At 59.8% G+C, this 16,132-nt stretch carries 14 protein-coding genes; 8 read left to right on the top strand and 6 right to left on the bottom strand.

What is annotated here, in order from left to right; all coding sequences use genetic code 11:
* Positions 1-215: 215 nt before the first annotated feature.
* On the top strand, positions 216-1,661 hold the full coding sequence (locus BFW87_RS07940) for a catalase (RefSeq protein ID WP_078739359.1): 1,446 nt from the start codon (positions 216-218) through the stop codon (positions 1,659-1,661).
* Between the two features lie 155 nt (positions 1,662-1,816).
* A complete protein-coding gene (bfr, locus tag BFW87_RS07935) occupies positions 1,817-2,281 on the top strand; it encodes a bacterioferritin (protein WP_071485373.1) in 465 nt (154 codons plus the stop codon).
* 65 nt (positions 2,282-2,346) lie between these two features.
* Here the strand turns inward: bfr and uvrA are convergent, their stop codons facing one another.
* Positions 2,347-5,181, bottom strand: a complete 2,835-nt coding sequence (gene uvrA / locus BFW87_RS07930) for an excinuclease ABC subunit UvrA (RefSeq protein WP_078739358.1) — start codon at positions 5,179-5,181, stop codon at positions 2,347-2,349.
* A 178-nt stretch (positions 5,182-5,359) separates the two neighbouring features.
* Here uvrA and BFW87_RS07925 point away from each other — a divergent pair, with 178 nt between their 5' ends.
* Entirely contained in the window at positions 5,360-6,754 is a 1,395-nt protein-coding gene (locus BFW87_RS07925) for an MFS transporter (RefSeq protein WP_078739357.1), read from the top strand.
* Between the two features lie 9 nt (positions 6,755-6,763).
* On the top strand, positions 6,764-7,291 hold the full coding sequence (locus BFW87_RS07920; RefSeq protein WP_016969466.1) for a single-stranded DNA-binding protein: 528 nt from the start codon (positions 6,764-6,766) through the stop codon (positions 7,289-7,291).
* A gap of 66 nt (positions 7,292-7,357) precedes the next feature.
* On the opposite strand, the gene BFW87_RS07915 is transcribed toward BFW87_RS07920, so the two are convergent.
* Complete coding sequence (locus BFW87_RS07915) at positions 7,358-8,263, bottom strand: LysR family transcriptional regulator (protein ID WP_139372408.1); 906 nt, start codon at positions 8,261-8,263, stop codon at positions 7,358-7,360.
* 101 nt (positions 8,264-8,364) lie between these two features.
* Here BFW87_RS07915 and tam point away from each other — a divergent pair, with 101 nt between their 5' ends.
* Positions 8,365-9,126, top strand: coding sequence for a trans-aconitate 2-methyltransferase (gene tam / locus BFW87_RS07910; RefSeq protein WP_078739355.1), 762 nt, complete (start codon positions 8,365-8,367; stop codon positions 9,124-9,126).
* Positions 9,127-9,147: 21 nt separating this feature from the next.
* Here the strand turns inward: tam and BFW87_RS07905 are convergent, their stop codons facing one another.
* Positions 9,148-9,711 carry a cysteine hydrolase family protein gene (locus tag BFW87_RS07905; RefSeq protein ID WP_078739354.1) on the bottom strand — a complete coding sequence of 188 codons (564 nt, stop codon included), beginning with the start codon at positions 9,709-9,711 and terminating at the stop codon, positions 9,148-9,150.
* A 96-nt stretch (positions 9,712-9,807) separates the two neighbouring features.
* Here BFW87_RS07905 and BFW87_RS07900 point away from each other — a divergent pair, with 96 nt between their 5' ends.
* The 3 genes from BFW87_RS07900 (at position 9,808) to BFW87_RS07890 (ending at position 12,793) form a co-directional block, all read left to right on the top strand.
* Positions 9,808-10,767, top strand: coding sequence for a GlxA family transcriptional regulator (locus BFW87_RS07900; RefSeq protein WP_078739353.1), 960 nt, complete (start codon positions 9,808-9,810; stop codon positions 10,765-10,767).
* A 171-nt stretch (positions 10,768-10,938) separates the two neighbouring features.
* Complete coding sequence (locus BFW87_RS07895) at positions 10,939-12,048, top strand: DUF3182 family protein (protein ID WP_078739352.1); 1,110 nt, start codon at positions 10,939-10,941, stop codon at positions 12,046-12,048.
* Positions 12,038-12,793 carry an alpha/beta hydrolase family protein gene (locus BFW87_RS07890; protein WP_078739351.1) on the top strand — a complete coding sequence of 252 codons (756 nt, stop codon included), beginning with the start codon at positions 12,038-12,040 and terminating at the stop codon, positions 12,791-12,793. The genes BFW87_RS07895 and BFW87_RS07890 overlap by 11 nt, the downstream gene beginning before the upstream one ends.
* A gap of 129 nt (positions 12,794-12,922) precedes the next feature.
* Here BFW87_RS07890 and BFW87_RS07885 read toward each other — a convergent pair whose 3' ends face one another.
* Genes BFW87_RS07885 through BFW87_RS07875 form a run of 3 tightly spaced genes read right to left on the bottom strand, consistent with a single transcriptional unit; the run spans position 12,923 to position 15,907 of the window.
* Entirely contained in the window at positions 12,923-13,879 is a 957-nt protein-coding gene (locus BFW87_RS07885) for a lysylphosphatidylglycerol synthase domain-containing protein (RefSeq protein ID WP_078739350.1), read from the bottom strand.
* Complete coding sequence (gene clsB, locus BFW87_RS07880) at positions 13,869-15,131, bottom strand: cardiolipin synthase ClsB (RefSeq protein WP_078739349.1); 1,263 nt, start codon at positions 15,129-15,131, stop codon at positions 13,869-13,871. Before clsB ends, BFW87_RS07885 begins: the two co-directional genes overlap by 11 nt.
* Complete coding sequence (locus BFW87_RS07875; protein WP_078739348.1) at positions 15,128-15,907, bottom strand: endonuclease/exonuclease/phosphatase family protein; 780 nt, start codon at positions 15,905-15,907, stop codon at positions 15,128-15,130. The genes clsB and BFW87_RS07875 overlap by 4 nt, the downstream gene beginning before the upstream one ends.
* Between the last annotated feature and the right edge of the window lie 225 nt (positions 15,908-16,132).

Genomic DNA, 16,132 nt, shown 5'->3' with positions numbered 1-16,132 from the left:
GTGCCCGGTTTTTTGTGGGCGCAATAAAAGCCGTCTATTCTCTTCACGTCACTGCCGGTCGTGATTAAACCAATAGCTATTTGCTCTGGTGGTTCGTTAGTTATTCTCTATCAATGTCCATGATTTAATGAATTTGATGGTGTCATCTTGATGGTCAATACTCCCTCCAAGCCGATTAGCCGGCAGTTCCTAGACTGATTTGAGGAAGATTGAGCATGAGCCAGAAAATCCTTACCACCGCCAGTGGCGCTCCCGTCGCTGACAACCAAAACTCCCGCTCTGCCGGCCCGCGCGGTCCTTTGCTGCTTGACGATTTCCACCTGATCGAGAAGCTCGCGCACTTCAACCGGGAAAACATCCCGGAGCGTCGTGTGCACGCCAAGGGGTCGGGCGCCTACGGTACTTTCACGGTTACCAAAGACATCACCGAATACACGCGTGCCAAGTTGTTCGAGACCGTTGGTAAGCAGACCCCGACTTTCCTGCGATTTTCTACTGTAGGTGGTGAGCGTGGCTCTGCGGATACTGCACGTGATCCACGTGGCTTTGCTTTGAAGTTTTATACTGAAGAGGGTAATTGGGACATCGTCGGCAATAACACTCCGGTGTTTTTCATCCGTGACCCGCTTAAATTCCCGGATTTTATCCATACCCAGAAACGTGACTCGCAGAGCAATGTCCCCACCAATCAGCGGAAATGGGACTTCTGGTCGAAATCACCTGAGTCTCTGCATCAGGTCACCATTCTGTTTTCGGATCGCGGCATTCCGGACGGCTATCGCCACATGCACGGCTTCGGTAGCCATACCTATAGCTTGATCAACGCTAAGGGTGAGCGCCACTGGGTTAAATGGCACTACAAGACCAAGCAAGGTATCAAGAACCTGGCTCCCGATGTGGCTGCACGCCTGGCCGGCACCGATCCTGATTACGCCCAAAGTGACCTGTTTGGCGCGATTGAACGGGGTGATTTCCCGAAATGGCGCGTTTGCATTCAGATCATGACCGAAGCCCAAGCGTCGGCTCACTATGAAAACCCTTTCGACGTCACCAAAACGTGGTCGCAAAAGGAGTTTCCGTTGATCGAGGTGGGTGAGCTGGAGCTTAACCGCAATCCGCTGAACTACTTTGCTGAAGTGGAGCAGGCTGCCTTCGGCCCTAGCAACATGGTCCCAGGCGTGGGCCTTTCGCCCGATCGCATGCTGCAAGGTCGCGTGTTTGCCTACGCCGATGCGCACCGCTATCGCGTAGGCACCAATCACCAGCAGTTGCCGGTAAACGCCCCGCTTAGCCCAGTGAACAGCTATCAACGTGACGGTTCCATGGCTTTCGGTAGTAATGGTGGAGCCTCACCTAACTATGAGCCTAACGGTTTCGCTGATGCCCCGAAGCAAGCGCCTCAGTACGCAGAGCCAGCTCTGGCCTTGAATGGTTCGGCTGATCGTTATGATCACCGTGAAGATACTGACTACTACAGCCATGCAGGTGCACTGTTCCGTTTGATGGATGACGCTCAAAAAGCTCTGCTGGTTAATAACATCGCAGGTGCAATGGCCGGCGTTACCAGCGACATTGTCCAGGTCCAACTGCAGCACTTCTTCAAAGCTGACCCTGCTTATGGCGAAGCAATCGCAAGGGCACTGGGCGTAACGCTTAGCTGACTCTAAACGAGAAGCAGAACCGCCCTCATTTGGGCGGTTTTTGCGTTATTTCAGCTACTTTTCTCAGAATATCTTCGCTTTTCTGCCGTTGGTCCCGTGACCTTCGAGTCATCATGGTTCAAACTACAGACTTTCAAGCAGGGAGATGTAGGGCGATGCAAGGTCACCCCGACGTAATCGATTACCTCAACACGTTGCTGACGGGCGAACTGGCAGCTCGTGACCAATATTTCATCCATTCGCGCATGTACGAAGACTGGGGCTTTACCGAGCTCTACGAACGTATTAACCACGAAATGGAAGAAGAGGCACAGCACGCCGACGCACTGATGCGCCGTATCCTGATGCTCGAAGGCACGCCGCGTATGCGTCCCGACGACCTGGACACCGGCACCACGGTGCCTGAGATGCTCGCCAGTGACTTGCGCCTCGAATACAAGGTGCGTGCCGCACTCTGCAAGGGCATTGAGCTCTGCGAGCAGCACAACGACTATGTCACCCGCGAGATTCTGCGCGTGCAGTTGGCAGACACCGAAGAAGATCATACCTACTGGCTTGAAAAGCAGTTGGGCCTGATCAAGCTGATCGGTCTTGAGAATTACCTGCAATCGCAGTTCTGATTCCCGGCCACAAAAAAGCCCCTGTCACCGCAAAGTGACAGGGGCTTTTTCATGCGCCCGATAAATCAGGCTTTGTCACGGGCCAGCAACGGCTTCAGGTAGTAGCCGGTATGCGATTGCGGCATTTCGGAAACCTGCTCCGGCGTACCCACCGCAATGATCTGACCACCTTTCGAGCCGCCTTCCGGCCCCAGGTCGACCAGCCAGTCGGCGGTCTTGATCACGTCCAGGTTGTGCTCGATCACCACCACGGTGTTGCCGTGGTCACGCAGGCGATGCAGTACGTCCAGCAATTGTTGAATATCCGCGAAGTGCAGGCCGGTGGTCGGTTCATCAAGGATATACAAGGTCTTGCCGGTGTCGCGCTTGGACAGCTCACGGGAAAGCTTCACCCGCTGCGCCTCGCCACCGGACAGCGTGGTCGCCGATTGCCCCAGCTTGATATACGACAAGCCTACATCCATCAACGTCTGCAGCTTGCGCGCCAATGCCGGAACCGCGTCGAAGAACACCCGCGCCTCTTCGATGGTCATCTCCAGAGTTTCGTGGATGTTCTTGCCCTTGTACTTGATTTCAAGGGTTTCACGGTTATAGCGCTTGCTCTTGCACACATCGCAAGGCACGTAGATGTCCGGCAGGAAGTGCATCTCAACCTTGATCAGGCCGTCGCCCTGGCACGCTTCACAGCGACCGCCCTTGACGTTGAACGAGAACCGGCCCGGCCCGTAACCCCGCGAGCGAGACTCCGGGACGCCCGCAAACAGCTCACGAATCGGCGTGAACAACCCTGTGTAGGTCGCCGGGTTGGAGCGCGGTGTGCGGCCAATAGGGCTTTGGTCAATGTCGACCACCTTGTCCAGAAGCTCCAGGCCCTTGATGCTGTCGTGTGCAGCGGCTTCAAGGGTGGTCGCGCCGTTCAGCGCAGTGGCACTTAGCGGGAACAGTGTGTTGTTGATCAGCGTCGATTTGCCCGAACCGGAAACGCCAGTCACGCACGTCAGCAGGCCCAGGGGGATTTCCAGGTCGACATTGCGCAAATTGTTGCCGCGCGCACCTTTCAAATGCAGCGCCTGCTTCTTGTTGCGCGGCGTTCGTTTGGCCGGCACTTCAATCTTCACACGACCGGACAAGTACTTGCCGGTTAGCGAATCCGGGTGAGCCATGACTTCGGCGGGCGTGCCCTGGGCAACAATATGCCCGCCATGCACGCCAGCACCCGGGCCGATATCGACGACGTAATCGGCCAGACGAATTGCATCCTCGTCATGCTCGACCACAATCACCGTATTGCCGATATCCCGCAGGTGTTTCAGCGTGCCCAGCAGCCGGTCGTTGTCTCGTTGGTGCAACCCGATCGACGGCTCATCAAGGATGTACAGCACACCCACGAGCCCTGCACCGATCTGGCTGGCCAGACGAATACGTTGAGCTTCACCGCCAGACAACGTATCGGCACTGCGGTCCAGAGACAGGTAGTCCAAGCCAACGTTGACCAGGAACTGCAACCGCTCACGGATTTCCTTGAGGATCTTGTCGGCGATCTCACCGCGACGTCCTGTCAGCTTGAGCACGCCAAAGTATTCACAGGCGTCGCCGATCGGCAGGTTGGTCACCGCCGGCAGGGTTTTCTCGCCGACCCACACATGCCGTGCTTCGCGACGCAGGCGAGTGCCACGGCAATCCGGGCACGGTTGAGTGCTGAGGAACTTGGCCAGCTCTTCGCGCACGCTCGCCGATTCTGTCTCGCGATAGCGACGCTCCAGGTTCGGCACAATGCCTTCGAACGGGTGAGAGCGCTTAACGATGTCGCCTCGGTCATTCAGGTACTTGAAGTCGACGTTCTGCGAACCACTGCCATGCAGAATGACTTTCTGCTGCTCGGCCGGCAGTTCGTTGAAGGGCACTTCCAGGCTGAATTTATAGTGAGACGCCAACGACCCGAGCATCTGGAAGTAGTAGACGTTACGCCTGTCCCAGCCGCGTATCGCACCCTCCGCCAGCGTCAGGTCGCCATTGACCAGGCGCTTGATGTCGAAGAACTGTTTCACCCCCAGGCCGTCACAGGTCGGGCAAGCGCCGGCCGGGTTATTGAAGGAAAACAGCTTGGGCTCCAGCTCGCTGATGGCGTGGCCGCAGATCGGGCAAGCGAAACGCGCCGAGAAGATGATTTCTTCGCCCGGCTCATCGTCCATCGGTGCGACCAGCGCAATGCCGTCTGCCAGTTTCAGTGCGGTTTCGAAGGATTCCGCCAGGCGCTGCTGCAAGTCGGCGCGCACTTTGAAGCGGTCGACCACAACGTCGATGGAATGCTTCTTCTGCTTGTCGAGTTTCGGTGCTTCATCCAGCTCGTACAGTTTGCCGTTGATGCGCGCGCGTACAAAACCTTGCGCACGCAGCTCTTCGAAGACGGAAAGGTGTTCGCCCTTGCGCTCACGAATCACCGGCGCCAGCAGCATCAGCTTGGCGCCTTCCGGTTGGGCCAGCACCAGGTCGACCATCTGGCTGACGGTCTGGGCTTCCAGCGGAATGTCGTGGTCCGGGCAACGCGGAATACCCACGCGGGCATACAGCAGGCGCAGGTAATCGTAGATTTCGGTAATGGTGCCCACGGTGGAGCGCGGGTTGTGGGAGGTCGACTTTTGCTCGATGGAAATGGCCGGCGACAAGCCTTCAATGGTGTCGACGTCGGGCTTTTCCATCATCGACAGGAATTGCCGGGCATAGGCCGACAGCGATTCCACATAACGGCGCTGGCCTTCGGCGTACAGCGTGTCGAATGCCAGGGACGATTTGCCGGACCCCGACAAACCGGTGATGACGATCAATTTGTCCCGGGGCAGGGTCAGGTCGATGTTCTTCAGGTTGTGGGTTCTAGCCCCACGAATCAGGATCTTGTCCAAGATGGCCTCGCACGGCGGGCGTAAATAATGCAGGAGTATACGGCTAAAGACTGGATGAATATACACTGTCAAAGTGCCGGGTGCAGCCTTACATGAAAGCTGCGCGGCAAAGCGCCGCATATACCCTCTCAATCGATGGGACTGGTAGAATCGCCGCCGGTTCACACGAGGTTTTTCCATGCACGATCCCCACAGCGAACGCATGAGTAGCGGCGAGACCCGAGCAGCAAGCGGTCTGGCCCTGGTGTTCGCCTTCCGTATGCTTGGCATGTTTATGGTGTTGCCGGTACTGGCGACCTATGGCATGGATCTCGCGGGCGCAACCCCCGCCCTGATCGGCCTCGCCATTGGCGCCTATGGCCTGACCCAGGCACTTTTCCAGATTCCATTCGGGATCATTTCCGACCGCATCGGCCGTCGTCCGGTGATCTACCTTGGGCTGATCGTGTTCGCTCTCGGCAGCGTACTCGCTGCGCAGTCCGACTCGATCTGGGGCGTGATCGCCGGGCGCGTCCTGCAAGGCGCGGGCGCGATTTCCGCCGCCGTGATGGCGCTGCTCTCGGACCTGACCCGCGAACAACATCGCACCAAGGCCATGGCCATGATCGGCATGACCATCGGCCTGTCGTTTGCCGTGGCCATGGTGGTCGGCCCCTTGCTGACCCGCGCGTTTGGTTTGCACGGCTTGTTCCTGGCCACCGGCGGCATGGCGCTGTTCGGTATCGTGATCGTTGCTTTTATGGTGCCGCGTTCGACCGGCACGTTGCAGCACCGCGAGTCCGGCGTCGCACGCAAAGCCTTGCTGCCGACGCTCAAGCATCCGGACCTGCTGCGCCTGGATTTAGGTATCTTCGTATTACACGCGATGCTGATGTGCAGCTTCGTCGCCTTGCCCCTGGCCCTGGTACAAAAAGCCGGCCTGCCCAAGGAACAGCACTGGTGGGTCTATCTGACCGCGCTGCTGGTTTCGTTCTTCGCCATGATCCCGTTCATCATCTACGGCGAGAAGAAACGCAAAATGAAACGAGTTCTGCTCGGCGCCGTCGCGACATTGATGCTCACTGAGCTATTCTTCTGGCAGTTCGGCGACACCCTGCGGGCACTGGTAATCGGCACGGTGGTGTTCTTCACCGCGTTCAACCTGCTGGAGGCTTCACTGCCGTCGCTGATCAGTAAAGTTTCACCGGCCGGCGGCAAGGGCACGGCGATGGGGGTGTATTCCACCAGCCAGTTCCTCGGTTCGGCGCTTGGCGGCATCATGGGCGGCTGGATGTTCCAGCATGGCGGTTTGTCGGTTGTCTTCCTCGGATGCGCCGGGCTGGCTGCACTTTGGCTGGCCTTTGCTGTTACCATGCGCGAACCTCCGTACGTCACAAGCCTGCGCCTGCCATTGTCGCCCGAAGCCATTCGCGAAGCTGGCTTGGTCGAGCGCCTGAAGGCCGTCGTTGGAGTAACGGACGCTGTAGTGATCGCAGAAGAAGCTGCGATTTACATCAAATTGGACACCGAATTATTGGATCGCGCGACGCTTGAGCAACTGGTCAACCCAGTGCCGACAGCGCGCCCAGCCTAGGAGAACGTTATGGCCCGTGGGGTTAACAAAGTCATATTGGTCGGTACATGCGGCCAGGATCCCGAAGTTCGCTACTTGCCTAACGGTAACGCCGTGACCAACCTGAGTCTGGCGACCAGCGAACAGTGGACCGACAAGCAAACCGGCCAGAAGGTCGAGAAAACCGAATGGCACCGTGTGTCGATGTTCGGCAAGGTTGCAGAAATCGCCGGTGAGTACCTGCGCAAAGGTTCGCAGGTCTACATCGAAGGCAAGCTGCAAACCCGCGAGTGGGAAAAAGACGGCATCAAGCGTTACACCACTGAAATCGTGGTCGACATGCAAGGCACCATGCAGCTGCTGGGCGGCCGTCCACAGCAGGGCGACCAACAAGGCGGGGGCAACAACTACCAGCAGTCCGCTCCGGCTCCACGCCAGCAGGCTCCGCGTCCGCAGCAATCGGCACCGCAACAGTCGCGTCAGGCGCCGGCTCCGCAACAGGCTGCTCCACAGCCGGCTCCGGATTTCGACAGCTTTGATGACGATATCCCGTTCTAAGGTCTCACCCCCGGAACGTGCAAACCCCCGATGGCTCAAGCCTCGGGGGTTTTTTATTGCCTGGATTCAGGCCTCCGTCGACGCCGCCGTTATCACCATCTCCTTGAACCGGCGCAATACTGCAGAGCTGTCGCCGGCACGCGTCGCCAAATGCAACGGCGCGACCAGGCTGCGGCACTCCGTCAGCTCGCGATAGACGATGCCGTCTCCCCGCAAGCGCTGCATGGACGCCGGCACAATTGACACGCCGAGGCCCGCCGCCACCAGGCTCAACGTTGCTGTCATGCGCGGTGCTTCCTGGACGACCTGCGGGCTGAACCCGGCTTCACGGCAGCCCACCAGAATCGCGTCATACAACCCCAGCCCCACGCGGCGGCGGTAAAGCACAAAGGATTCGTTCGCCAGCGCGGCCAGGGGCAGCGCGCCCGTGTCTGTCGCCAGCGGATGGTCAGTGGGCAATGCCAATAACATGGGCTCCACCAAAATCGGTTCGTCGTGCAGCGACTGGGTACCGCTGAGTGGGGAACGGATAAACGCCGCGTCGAGTTTCTCATGCACCAGAGCGTCGAGCAGTTCGCCGGTACCGGCTTCCTCCAGCACCACCGACACGCCTGCAAACGTTTCGCGAAACAGCCGCAGTACACCTGGCACGAACGGATGCAGCGCGGCGGAACTGGTAAAGCCGATCGCCAGGCGCCCGCGCTCCCCCCGGGCGGCGCGGCGCACCACATCGGCCAAGCCCTCAGCCTGAGCAAGTAATGCCCGCGCTTCCTCCAACAAGGCCAGCCCCGCCGTAGTAGGGCGCACGCCACGGGGCAGGCGCTCCATCAAGACCACCCCCAGCTGCGCCTCAAGGCTTTGCAACAGCCGCGTCAACGGTGGTTGTTGCATGCCCAAACGCTCGGCCGCACGAGTGATGTAGCCTTCTTCGGCGATCGCGACAAAGGCTTTAAGCTGGCGAAGCTCCAACATAGGAATACTTTTGAGGTATGGGAGGGTTCCAATCCTGGCATTTGTTCTCATGGCTCACAAGATTTAGGCTGTGCCCAACCTCAAAAAGAAGGAAAGCCGTGATGACCTGGTCCGCCAAGCAATACACGATGTTTGAACAACAGCGCACTCGTCCCGTCCGTGACCTGGTGGCGGCGATTCCAAACAGCGAAGTAAAAACGGCAGTGGATCTGGGCTGCGGCCCGGGCAATTCCACTGAGGTATTGGCTGAGCGCTTTCCTCACGCGCACGTCACGGGCATGGACAGCTCGGACGACATGTTGGTGGACGCGCGCAAACGGCTACCGGCGCTGAATTTTGAGCTGGCGGATATTGGCGCCTGGAATCCCGCACAGTCTTTCGATGTGATTCTGGCCAACGCGTCCCTGCAATGGCTGCCGGACCACGCCACGCTGTACCCGCACTTGGTCAACCAGCTGACGCCTGGCGGTACGCTGGCCGTGCAAACCCCGGACAACCTCGATGAGCCCGCCCACCGGCTCGCTCGCGAAGTCGCGGCCGATGGCCCTTGGTCGGCCAAAATCGGTGCGGTGAAACACAACGAACGGCACACCGCGAGCTACTACTTCGAGCTGTTGAGCAAACACTGCAGCACCGTGGACGTGTGGCGCACGACCTACCAGCACCCACTGGCGGATCATGCGGCGGTCGTCGAGTGGTTCAAGGCTTCGGCACTCAGGCCTTTCCTCGCTCCTTTGTCCGATGACGAAAAAGCTGCGTTCCTGCGCGACTATCAGGCGCGGATCAGCCAGGCCTACCCGGCTCTGGCTGATGGCACGGTCCTGCTGCCATTCCCGCGCCTGTTCATTATTGCTACCCGCTAAAGCCAGCCGAGCAAGTGGCGGTCAAGCCGCCGCCGCTTGCGTCGTCAGGTATTCATCCGCCGACACCACTTCAGCGTACCCAAACCCCAGCGATGCCATATAAGCCGCATGCGCCTGCGCGGCCGGGATTACCTGCCCGTTGAATTCCAGGTCGCGCGTTGCGCAGGCGTCATGGATGACGGTGACCTTGTACCCCAGGTCCGCCGCCGCCCGCACCACGGCATCGATACACATATGGCTCATGCTGCCGACCACCACCACGTCGGTGATTGCGCGCTGTTCCAGCAACTCACGCAGATTTGTTTCGCGAAACGCGTTTACGAAATGTTTAAGCACAACCGGCTCACTGCCTTCATTCAGCACCTTGTGATGCAGGTGCGCGCCTTCAGAGCCCGGCGTAAAAAACGGTGCGTCCTCGGAGGTGAACTCATGGCGCACATGAATCACCGGCTTGCCCGCCTGACGAAAGGCCTGCAACACCTGCGCGGCTTTGTCTGCCGCCGCTTCCACACCGTTAAGTGGCCATTTGCCCTGAGGGAAGTAGTCGTTCTGGATATCGATTAGGATGAGCGCTTGCTTGGCCATGTGTGTTGCCTCGTGATGGGTTGATGGGTCCAGTATGTTAGCTGGCGTTAACACCGGGGATTGGCTGCACCGACAATAACAGGGGGAAAACTGACAATGGCGGTTGTTGAGCTGGGGGTATTGATCTATCAGGGGGCGCAATTGGCCGCCGTGCATGGCTTGACCGACCTGTTCGGCGTGGCCAACCGGATCGCCGCCGAGCATCAATCTGCGCAACTGCCTATGCTGCGGGTCAGCCACTGGCAGGTGGATGGTCAGGGTATTCCAACGCGCGTATTCGACAGCCACCCTGGCCCGGAACAGCCCATGATGGCGCTGCTGGTGCCACCCTCCATTGGCGAGTTCACCGAAGATCAGGCGCCGCCTGCTTTGCTTGAATGGATCCGCGAGAAACACGCAGCGGGCACGGTGCTCGGCGGCGTATGCATCGGCTCGATCATGCTGGCGCGCAGCGGCCTGCTGGATGGGCGCAGCGCCACGACGCACTGGTCGTCCGCCGACTATTTCGCCGCGCGCTACCCGGCCGTGCGCCTGGAGGCAGATAAACCGATTGTTGATGACGGCGACCTGATCACCACTGCCGGGCTGATGGCCTGGTCCGAATTGGGCCTGCGGCTGGTCGACCGCCTGATGGGGCCGAGCCTCGCCGCCGACACCGCGCGTTTTCTGGTGATTGAGCACAGCGGCAGCGCGAGCCGGTGCGGCAGCAACTTTGCGCCAATCCTCGGGCATGGCGATGGCGCGATTCTAAAGGTGCAGCATTGGTTACAGGCCAGCGGCGCGGTGGATGTTTCTGTGGCGGCGATGGCGCAAGAGGCGGGCCTGGAAGAGCGCACGTTTCTGCGGCGCTTTCGGAGTGCAACCGGCTTGAAGCCCACCGAGTACTGCCAACATCTGCGGGTGGGCAAGGCGCGACAAATGCTGGAGTTCACCAACGGCACTATCGACCACATTGCCTGGACAGTCGGTTACCAGGACCCCAGTGCCTTTCGCGCCACCTTCAAAAAAATCACGGGCCTGGCACCCAGTGATTATCGCAGTCGCTTTGGCGTGTAAATCGTGCAGAACGCCGCGCGTTTACAGCGGCGTCGTGCAGAATAAAGCAGGCTAACTGCCATCGTTTTTATCGCAACCGGTTGATTTTAAAACCATCCTCTGCAGACGTGTGCTGGCCTGATCCCTGCAACCTTCGGTCTACACTCATGGCAGGAAAGCCAAGGGGGACGTATGACCCCGACTCAACGCAAGAAACTGGTCGTCGCTCACTCCACCCGCGAGGGCGCGCCGCAACATGAAGTCGAAACCAACCGCGCACTCGCGCGCTGGCTGGCGCAGATCCTCGGCCTGAAGTTCGGCGGCAGTTACGACCCGCAAAAGCATGCCGGGCGCGACCTGTACCTGCTCCCCACCCAAACACTGGTCGGCTTGCACCAGGCCCGTGAACTTAATATCAATGGCCCGCAAGACCTGTGGGGCGGCTATGTCGATCACGACTTTATCTGCACCAAAGCCATCAGCCATGGCCTGCTGAGCCCTGAAGCGACAGCGCCCGAAGGTTGGTCGCCGCTGTTCGGCGAGCGCGTACGCAGCGTGGTGCTCGACGGTCTGAGCGTATTCGCCCTTGAAGACGCGTTGCCCGCTGCCACGCGTCTGCTCTACAGCGGGCCAATCCGCCTGAAACCCGTGCACGCCTGCGCCGGGCGTGGCCAGCAAGTTATCCACAGCCTCGACGAATTCGAAGCCGTACTGGCGCGCCCGGACGCGGCGCAGTTGTTCAGTGACGGCGTGGTGCTGGAGCAGGACCTGCACGACGTGATCACCCACAGCGTCGGCCAGAGTTTTATCGGCGATCACGTGTTCAGTTACTGCGGCGAGCAATACCTGACAAAAGACGGGCAGGGCGAAGACGTCTACGGCGGCTCAGACCTGCTGGTGGTACCCGGCGGCTACGCAAACCTGTTGAAGCTCGATTTGCCTGACGATGTGCGCGAAGCCATTGAGCAAGCCCAAGTCTTCGACACGGCGGCCGATGAAGCCTACCCCGGTTTCTACGCGTCGCGGCGCAACTACGACATTGCCCAGGGCCTGGACAGCAACGGCCAGCGCCGCAGCGGTGTGCTCGAGCAGTCCTGGCGCATGGGCGGGGCCAGCAGCGCGGAAGTCGCGGCGCTGCAAAGTTTTATCAACCACCCGGGGCTGCGTGCGATCCATGTGTCTTCGGTGGAAACCTACGTAGACCAGGCGCTGCCGGCGGATGCCATTGAGGTGTATCGCGGCCCCGCGGAAAACAGCGACTTTCTTCTCAAGTACGTGACGGTTAAATCTTATGACGGCTAGAAGCGAAAGCATTGCGATCGACATAGACGACGAGCAAATGAGTGGCACCTTTCTGAGCCCCAAATCCAAAGTACCCGGGGTGTTATTTGTGCACGGCTGGGGCGGCAGCCAGGAGCGCGACCTGGAACGCGCCAAAGGCATCGCCGGGCTCGGTTGCGTGTGCCTGACCTTCGACCTGCGCGGCCACGCCGGCACCGGTATTCCGCTCAACCGTGTGACCCGCGAAGACAACCTGCGTGACCTGTTGGCCGCCTACGATCGCTTGCTGTCGCACCCGGCCATCGACACCTCGGCGGTGGCGGTGGTGGGCACCAGTTACGGCGGCTATCTGGCGGCGATTCTCACCTCATTGCGCCCGGTGCGCTGGCTGGCGCTGCGTGTGCCGGCGTTGTACCGCGATCAGGAATGGCTCAAGCCCAAGCGCGACCTGGATAAAGCTGACTTGATGGATTACCGCGGCACACTGGTGCACGCCGAGACCAACCGCGCGTTGCACGCTTGCTCGGCGTTTACGGGTGATGTGCTGATCGTCGAATCGGAGACTGACGACCACGTGCCCCATGCCACGATCATGAGCTACCGCGCGGCGTGCCAGCAGACGCATTCGCTGACTCACCGGATTATCGATGGGGCGGACCATTCATTGAGTGACCCGGTGTCGCAGCAGGCATACACCTCGATTTTGGTGGACTGGATTACCGAGATGGTGGTGGGTGAGCGGTTGAGCATTATCCAGTCTCAATAATGTGCAGCTCTCTAGACCGCTATCGCGGGCAAGCCCGCTCCCACATTTGAATGGCATTTCCCTGTTGAAACGCATTCCCCCTGTGGGAGCGGGCTTGCCCGCGATAGCGCCAGTCCCTTCAACATCTGATCAAGCCGGCGCCTTCTTCACCCGCAACGCCTTGGCCTTGGCTTCCACCGCGAGGTACATCACCAGCGCAATCAACAACGGCAAAATAAAGTAAATCGCCCGATACGCAATCAACCCCGCCAGCAAACTCCCCCGCGACGCCTCATGCTGCAACAGCGCCACAAACACCGCCTCCAGCACCCCAAGGCCCGCCGGAATATGCGTGACCACCCCGGCAATCGCGCTGATCAGCAACACCCCCAGCACCAGCGGGTAATCCAGTTTGGCCGGCAACAAGGTAAAGATCACCGCCGCCATCAGCGACCAATTCAACGCCCCCAATGCCAACTGCAAACACGCCATGCGCAACGACGGCAGGTTGATCTCGATGCCCTTGATCGACCACGCGCGCTTCCTCGAAAACTGGCACGCCGCCAGATACCCCAGGCTCGCCAGGATCAACAGCGCGCCAATCCCCTGCAACGCCGTGCTGCTGACCTTCCAGCCCGGCGGCATCGTCACCAACCCGCTACTGAACACCACTCCGGCCAACGCCATGTAGCCAAACCAATTGGTCGCCAGGCTCAGGCCCAGAATCTTGGCGATGTTGCTGGTGCTTACGCCAAGCCGCGAATACAGCCGGTAGCGCATGGCAATCCCGCCGACCCACGCGCTCAGGTTGAGGTTGAACGCATAACTGATGATCCCCACCGGCAAGATCTGCTTCCAGCCCAGCGGCTGGCGAATGTAGGTGCGGCCGATCAGGTCGAAGCTGGCGTAGACGAGGAAACTGCACAGCGTCACCGCGCCGGCGATCAGCAATGTGCGTATCTTGAAATCGCCCAGCGTCTGCACCACCTCGCTCCAGTCGATACGCCGGGCGAGCAGGGTGAACAGCACGATCAGCAGCAGGAAGAACACGATGGTCAGTGGTTTCTTCCAGCGTTTGAAGCGTGAACCGCCAGCTTCAGAGGTCATGGGCCTGGCGCTCGAAGGGTTTCAGTCGCGGCTTGTGCGCGGGCAGCCAACCGGTCAGCGCAGGGAAATGGCGCATCACATGAAACACCAGAAAACCCACGGTTAAACGCCATAGCCAAAGGCGTGGCTTGCGGTTTTCCGGCATGGTCTGGCAGTGGTTTTTTGCAAGCAGGTCCAGGCGCTCATACAGCTGCTGATTGAACGCGCGGTCGCGAATCAGCACGTTGGCTTCCAGGTTCAGCGACAGGCTCAACGGGTCCAGGTTGCTGGACCCCACGGTGCTCCAGGTGTCATCCACCAACGCGACTTTGCCGTGCAGCGGGCGCTGGCAATACTCGTGAATCACCACGCCGTCCTTGAGCAGATAATCGTAAAGCATGCGCGCCGCCAGTTTGGCCAGCAGCACATCGGGCTGGCCTTGCATGATCAGTTGCACCTGCACGCCACGGCGCGCGGCGTTGCGGATTTCACGCAACAGGCGGTAGCCGGGGAAGAAGTAGGCGTTGGCGATCACCACGCGTGTTTGTGCTTTGCTCAGGGCGTGGATGTAGGCTTCTTCGATATCATCGCGATGCTGCACGTTGTCGCGATAAATCAGGCGCACCAGGCCTTCGTCGTTGTCGGTTGACCACAGCGACGGGCGTTGCTGGCGCCGCCGCCAACCGCGCCGGGTGCGCACCTGGCGGCCGCTTTGCGCCAGGGCGAAATGGTGCAAATCGGCCACTGCCGGGCCCACCACCTGCACCGCATAATCCTGTTTGGCCTCGGGGCCGAAATCGCCGAGGTGGTCGGCGGAAAAATTGATCCCGCCGATAAACGCGACCGTCGCGTCCACCACCACAATCTTGCGGTGCAGGCGGCGGAACCAGTTGGTGCGGATCCCCAGCATTTTTGACGCCGGGTCAAACATCTGCACCGTCACCCCGGCTTCTGCCAACTCGCCAAGAAACCCCGGGCTCAGTTCGCCGCAGCCAAAGCCGTCGAGGCTGGCGACCACCTTCACACCACGCTGCGCCGCTTCGATCAGGATGCCTTGCAGCTCATGACCGACCTTGTCTTCAAACAGAATAAAGGTCTCCAGCAGGATCTCGCGCTTGGCCTCGCGCATCGCCGCAAACACCTTGGGAAAGTACGCCTCACCATTCTCCAGCAACTCAACGCGGTTGCCCGGCTGCCAGCCGTAATCCAGATCACGGGCCTTGGCGTCATCCGGCGGCTGGTCGGTGGAAATATGCTCGACCGCAACGTTCATAGCTCAATCTCCACCGACAGCGGCACATGGTCTGACAGATGCGACCAGGGGCGAGTGGTCAGCACCCGGGGGTTGTGGATCTTCACGTTGCGCACGTAGATGCGGTCCAGCGGCAGCAGTGGCAGGCGCGCCGGGAAGGTACGCGGCAGCTTGCCGTGGGTTTCGATAAACACTTCCCGCAGGCCGCTGCGGCTGAGGTCGGCACGCTGGCGCCAGTCGTTGAAGTCGCCGGCCACCACTAAAGGCGCATCCGCCGGGATCTCGCTGACGCGCTGCTCCAGCAAGCGCAACTGTTGCTGGCGATGTACCTCACGCAAGCCCAGATGGATACAGATCGCATGCACTTCCTGACCACTGCCCGGCAGGCGTAACACGCAATGCAGCAGGCCACGGTTCTCATGGCCGCTTTGGGAAATATCGAGGTTGTCGTAGCGCACAATCTGGAATTTGGAGAGCAACGCGTTGCCATGGTCGCCATGAGGGTAAACCGCGTTGCGCCCATAGGCGTACTGCGGCCAGATGCTGTCGGCGAGAAACTCGTACTGCGGCATGTCCGGCCATTCGCTGTAGCGCTGCGGATGGCGTTCGTGGGTGCCGTGGATTTCCTGCAGGAACACCATATCGGCGCCCACACTGCGCACCGCTTCGCGCAGCTCGGGCAGGATGAAGCGCCGGTTCAGGGCGGTGAAGCCCTTGTGGATATTGACCGTCAACACCGTGAAGCGGGTGATGGCGACGCTGGGAGTCGTGGGCACCCAGTCGGGGTTCGCAGCCATAAAGAGTCCTGTGAAGAATAAGCCAAGGCTTCATTGAATGGCTGACTGCGGGCGACTGAATAAAGTTTCGGGCGTTCTACGGACGGTGCCGACAAGGAAGCGGCGCATTGCGCGGCTAACAAAGAGTTACAAATAGTATTGAAATGCCATCACTGCCGTGATCAAATTCCGCGCGATCTGTTCAACTCAATGATTTTGCAGGGCCTGTTCATGGATGATGCCGCT

Origin of the sequence: Pseudomonas fluorescens (genome assembly GCF_002022275.1) — a bacterium.
In the GTDB taxonomy this organism is placed as follows: Bacteria; Pseudomonadota; Gammaproteobacteria; order Pseudomonadales; family Pseudomonadaceae; genus Aquipseudomonas; species Aquipseudomonas fluorescens_AJ.
This window is presented reverse-complemented; position numbering and strand designations above follow the sequence as displayed.

Bases quoted from the DNA above. Each gene is read 5' to 3' on its own strand.
- BFW87_RS07940 (WP_078739359.1), top strand. From the start codon at position 216: ATGAGCCAGAAAATCCTTACCACCGCCAGTGGCGCTCCCGTCGCTGAC.
- bfr (WP_071485373.1), top strand. From the start codon at position 1,817: ATGCAAGGTCACCCCGACGTAATCGATTACCTCAACACGTTGCTGACG.
- BFW87_RS07925 (WP_078739357.1), top strand. From the start codon at position 5,360: ATGCACGATCCCCACAGCGAACGCATGAGTAGCGGCGAGACCCGAGCA.
- BFW87_RS07920 (WP_016969466.1), top strand. From the start codon at position 6,764: ATGGCCCGTGGGGTTAACAAAGTCATATTGGTCGGTACATGCGGCCAG.
- BFW87_RS07915 (WP_139372408.1), bottom strand. From the start codon at position 8,263: ATGTTGGAGCTTCGCCAGCTTAAAGCCTTTGTCGCGATCGCCGAAGAA.
- tam (WP_078739355.1), top strand. From the start codon at position 8,365: ATGACCTGGTCCGCCAAGCAATACACGATGTTTGAACAACAGCGCACT.
- BFW87_RS07905 (WP_078739354.1), bottom strand. From the start codon at position 9,711: ATGGCCAAGCAAGCGCTCATCCTAATCGATATCCAGAACGACTACTTC.
- BFW87_RS07900 (WP_078739353.1), top strand. From the start codon at position 9,808: ATGGCGGTTGTTGAGCTGGGGGTATTGATCTATCAGGGGGCGCAATTG.
- BFW87_RS07895 (WP_078739352.1), top strand. From the start codon at position 10,939: ATGACCCCGACTCAACGCAAGAAACTGGTCGTCGCTCACTCCACCCGC.
- BFW87_RS07890 (WP_078739351.1), top strand. From the start codon at position 12,038: ATGACGGCTAGAAGCGAAAGCATTGCGATCGACATAGACGACGAGCAA.
- BFW87_RS07885 (WP_078739350.1), bottom strand. From the start codon at position 13,879: ATGACCTCTGAAGCTGGCGGTTCACGCTTCAAACGCTGGAAGAAACCA.
- clsB (WP_078739349.1), bottom strand. From the start codon at position 15,131: ATGAACGTTGCGGTCGAGCATATTTCCACCGACCAGCCGCCGGATGAC.
- BFW87_RS07875 (WP_078739348.1), bottom strand. From the start codon at position 15,907: ATGGCTGCGAACCCCGACTGGGTGCCCACGACTCCCAGCGTCGCCATC.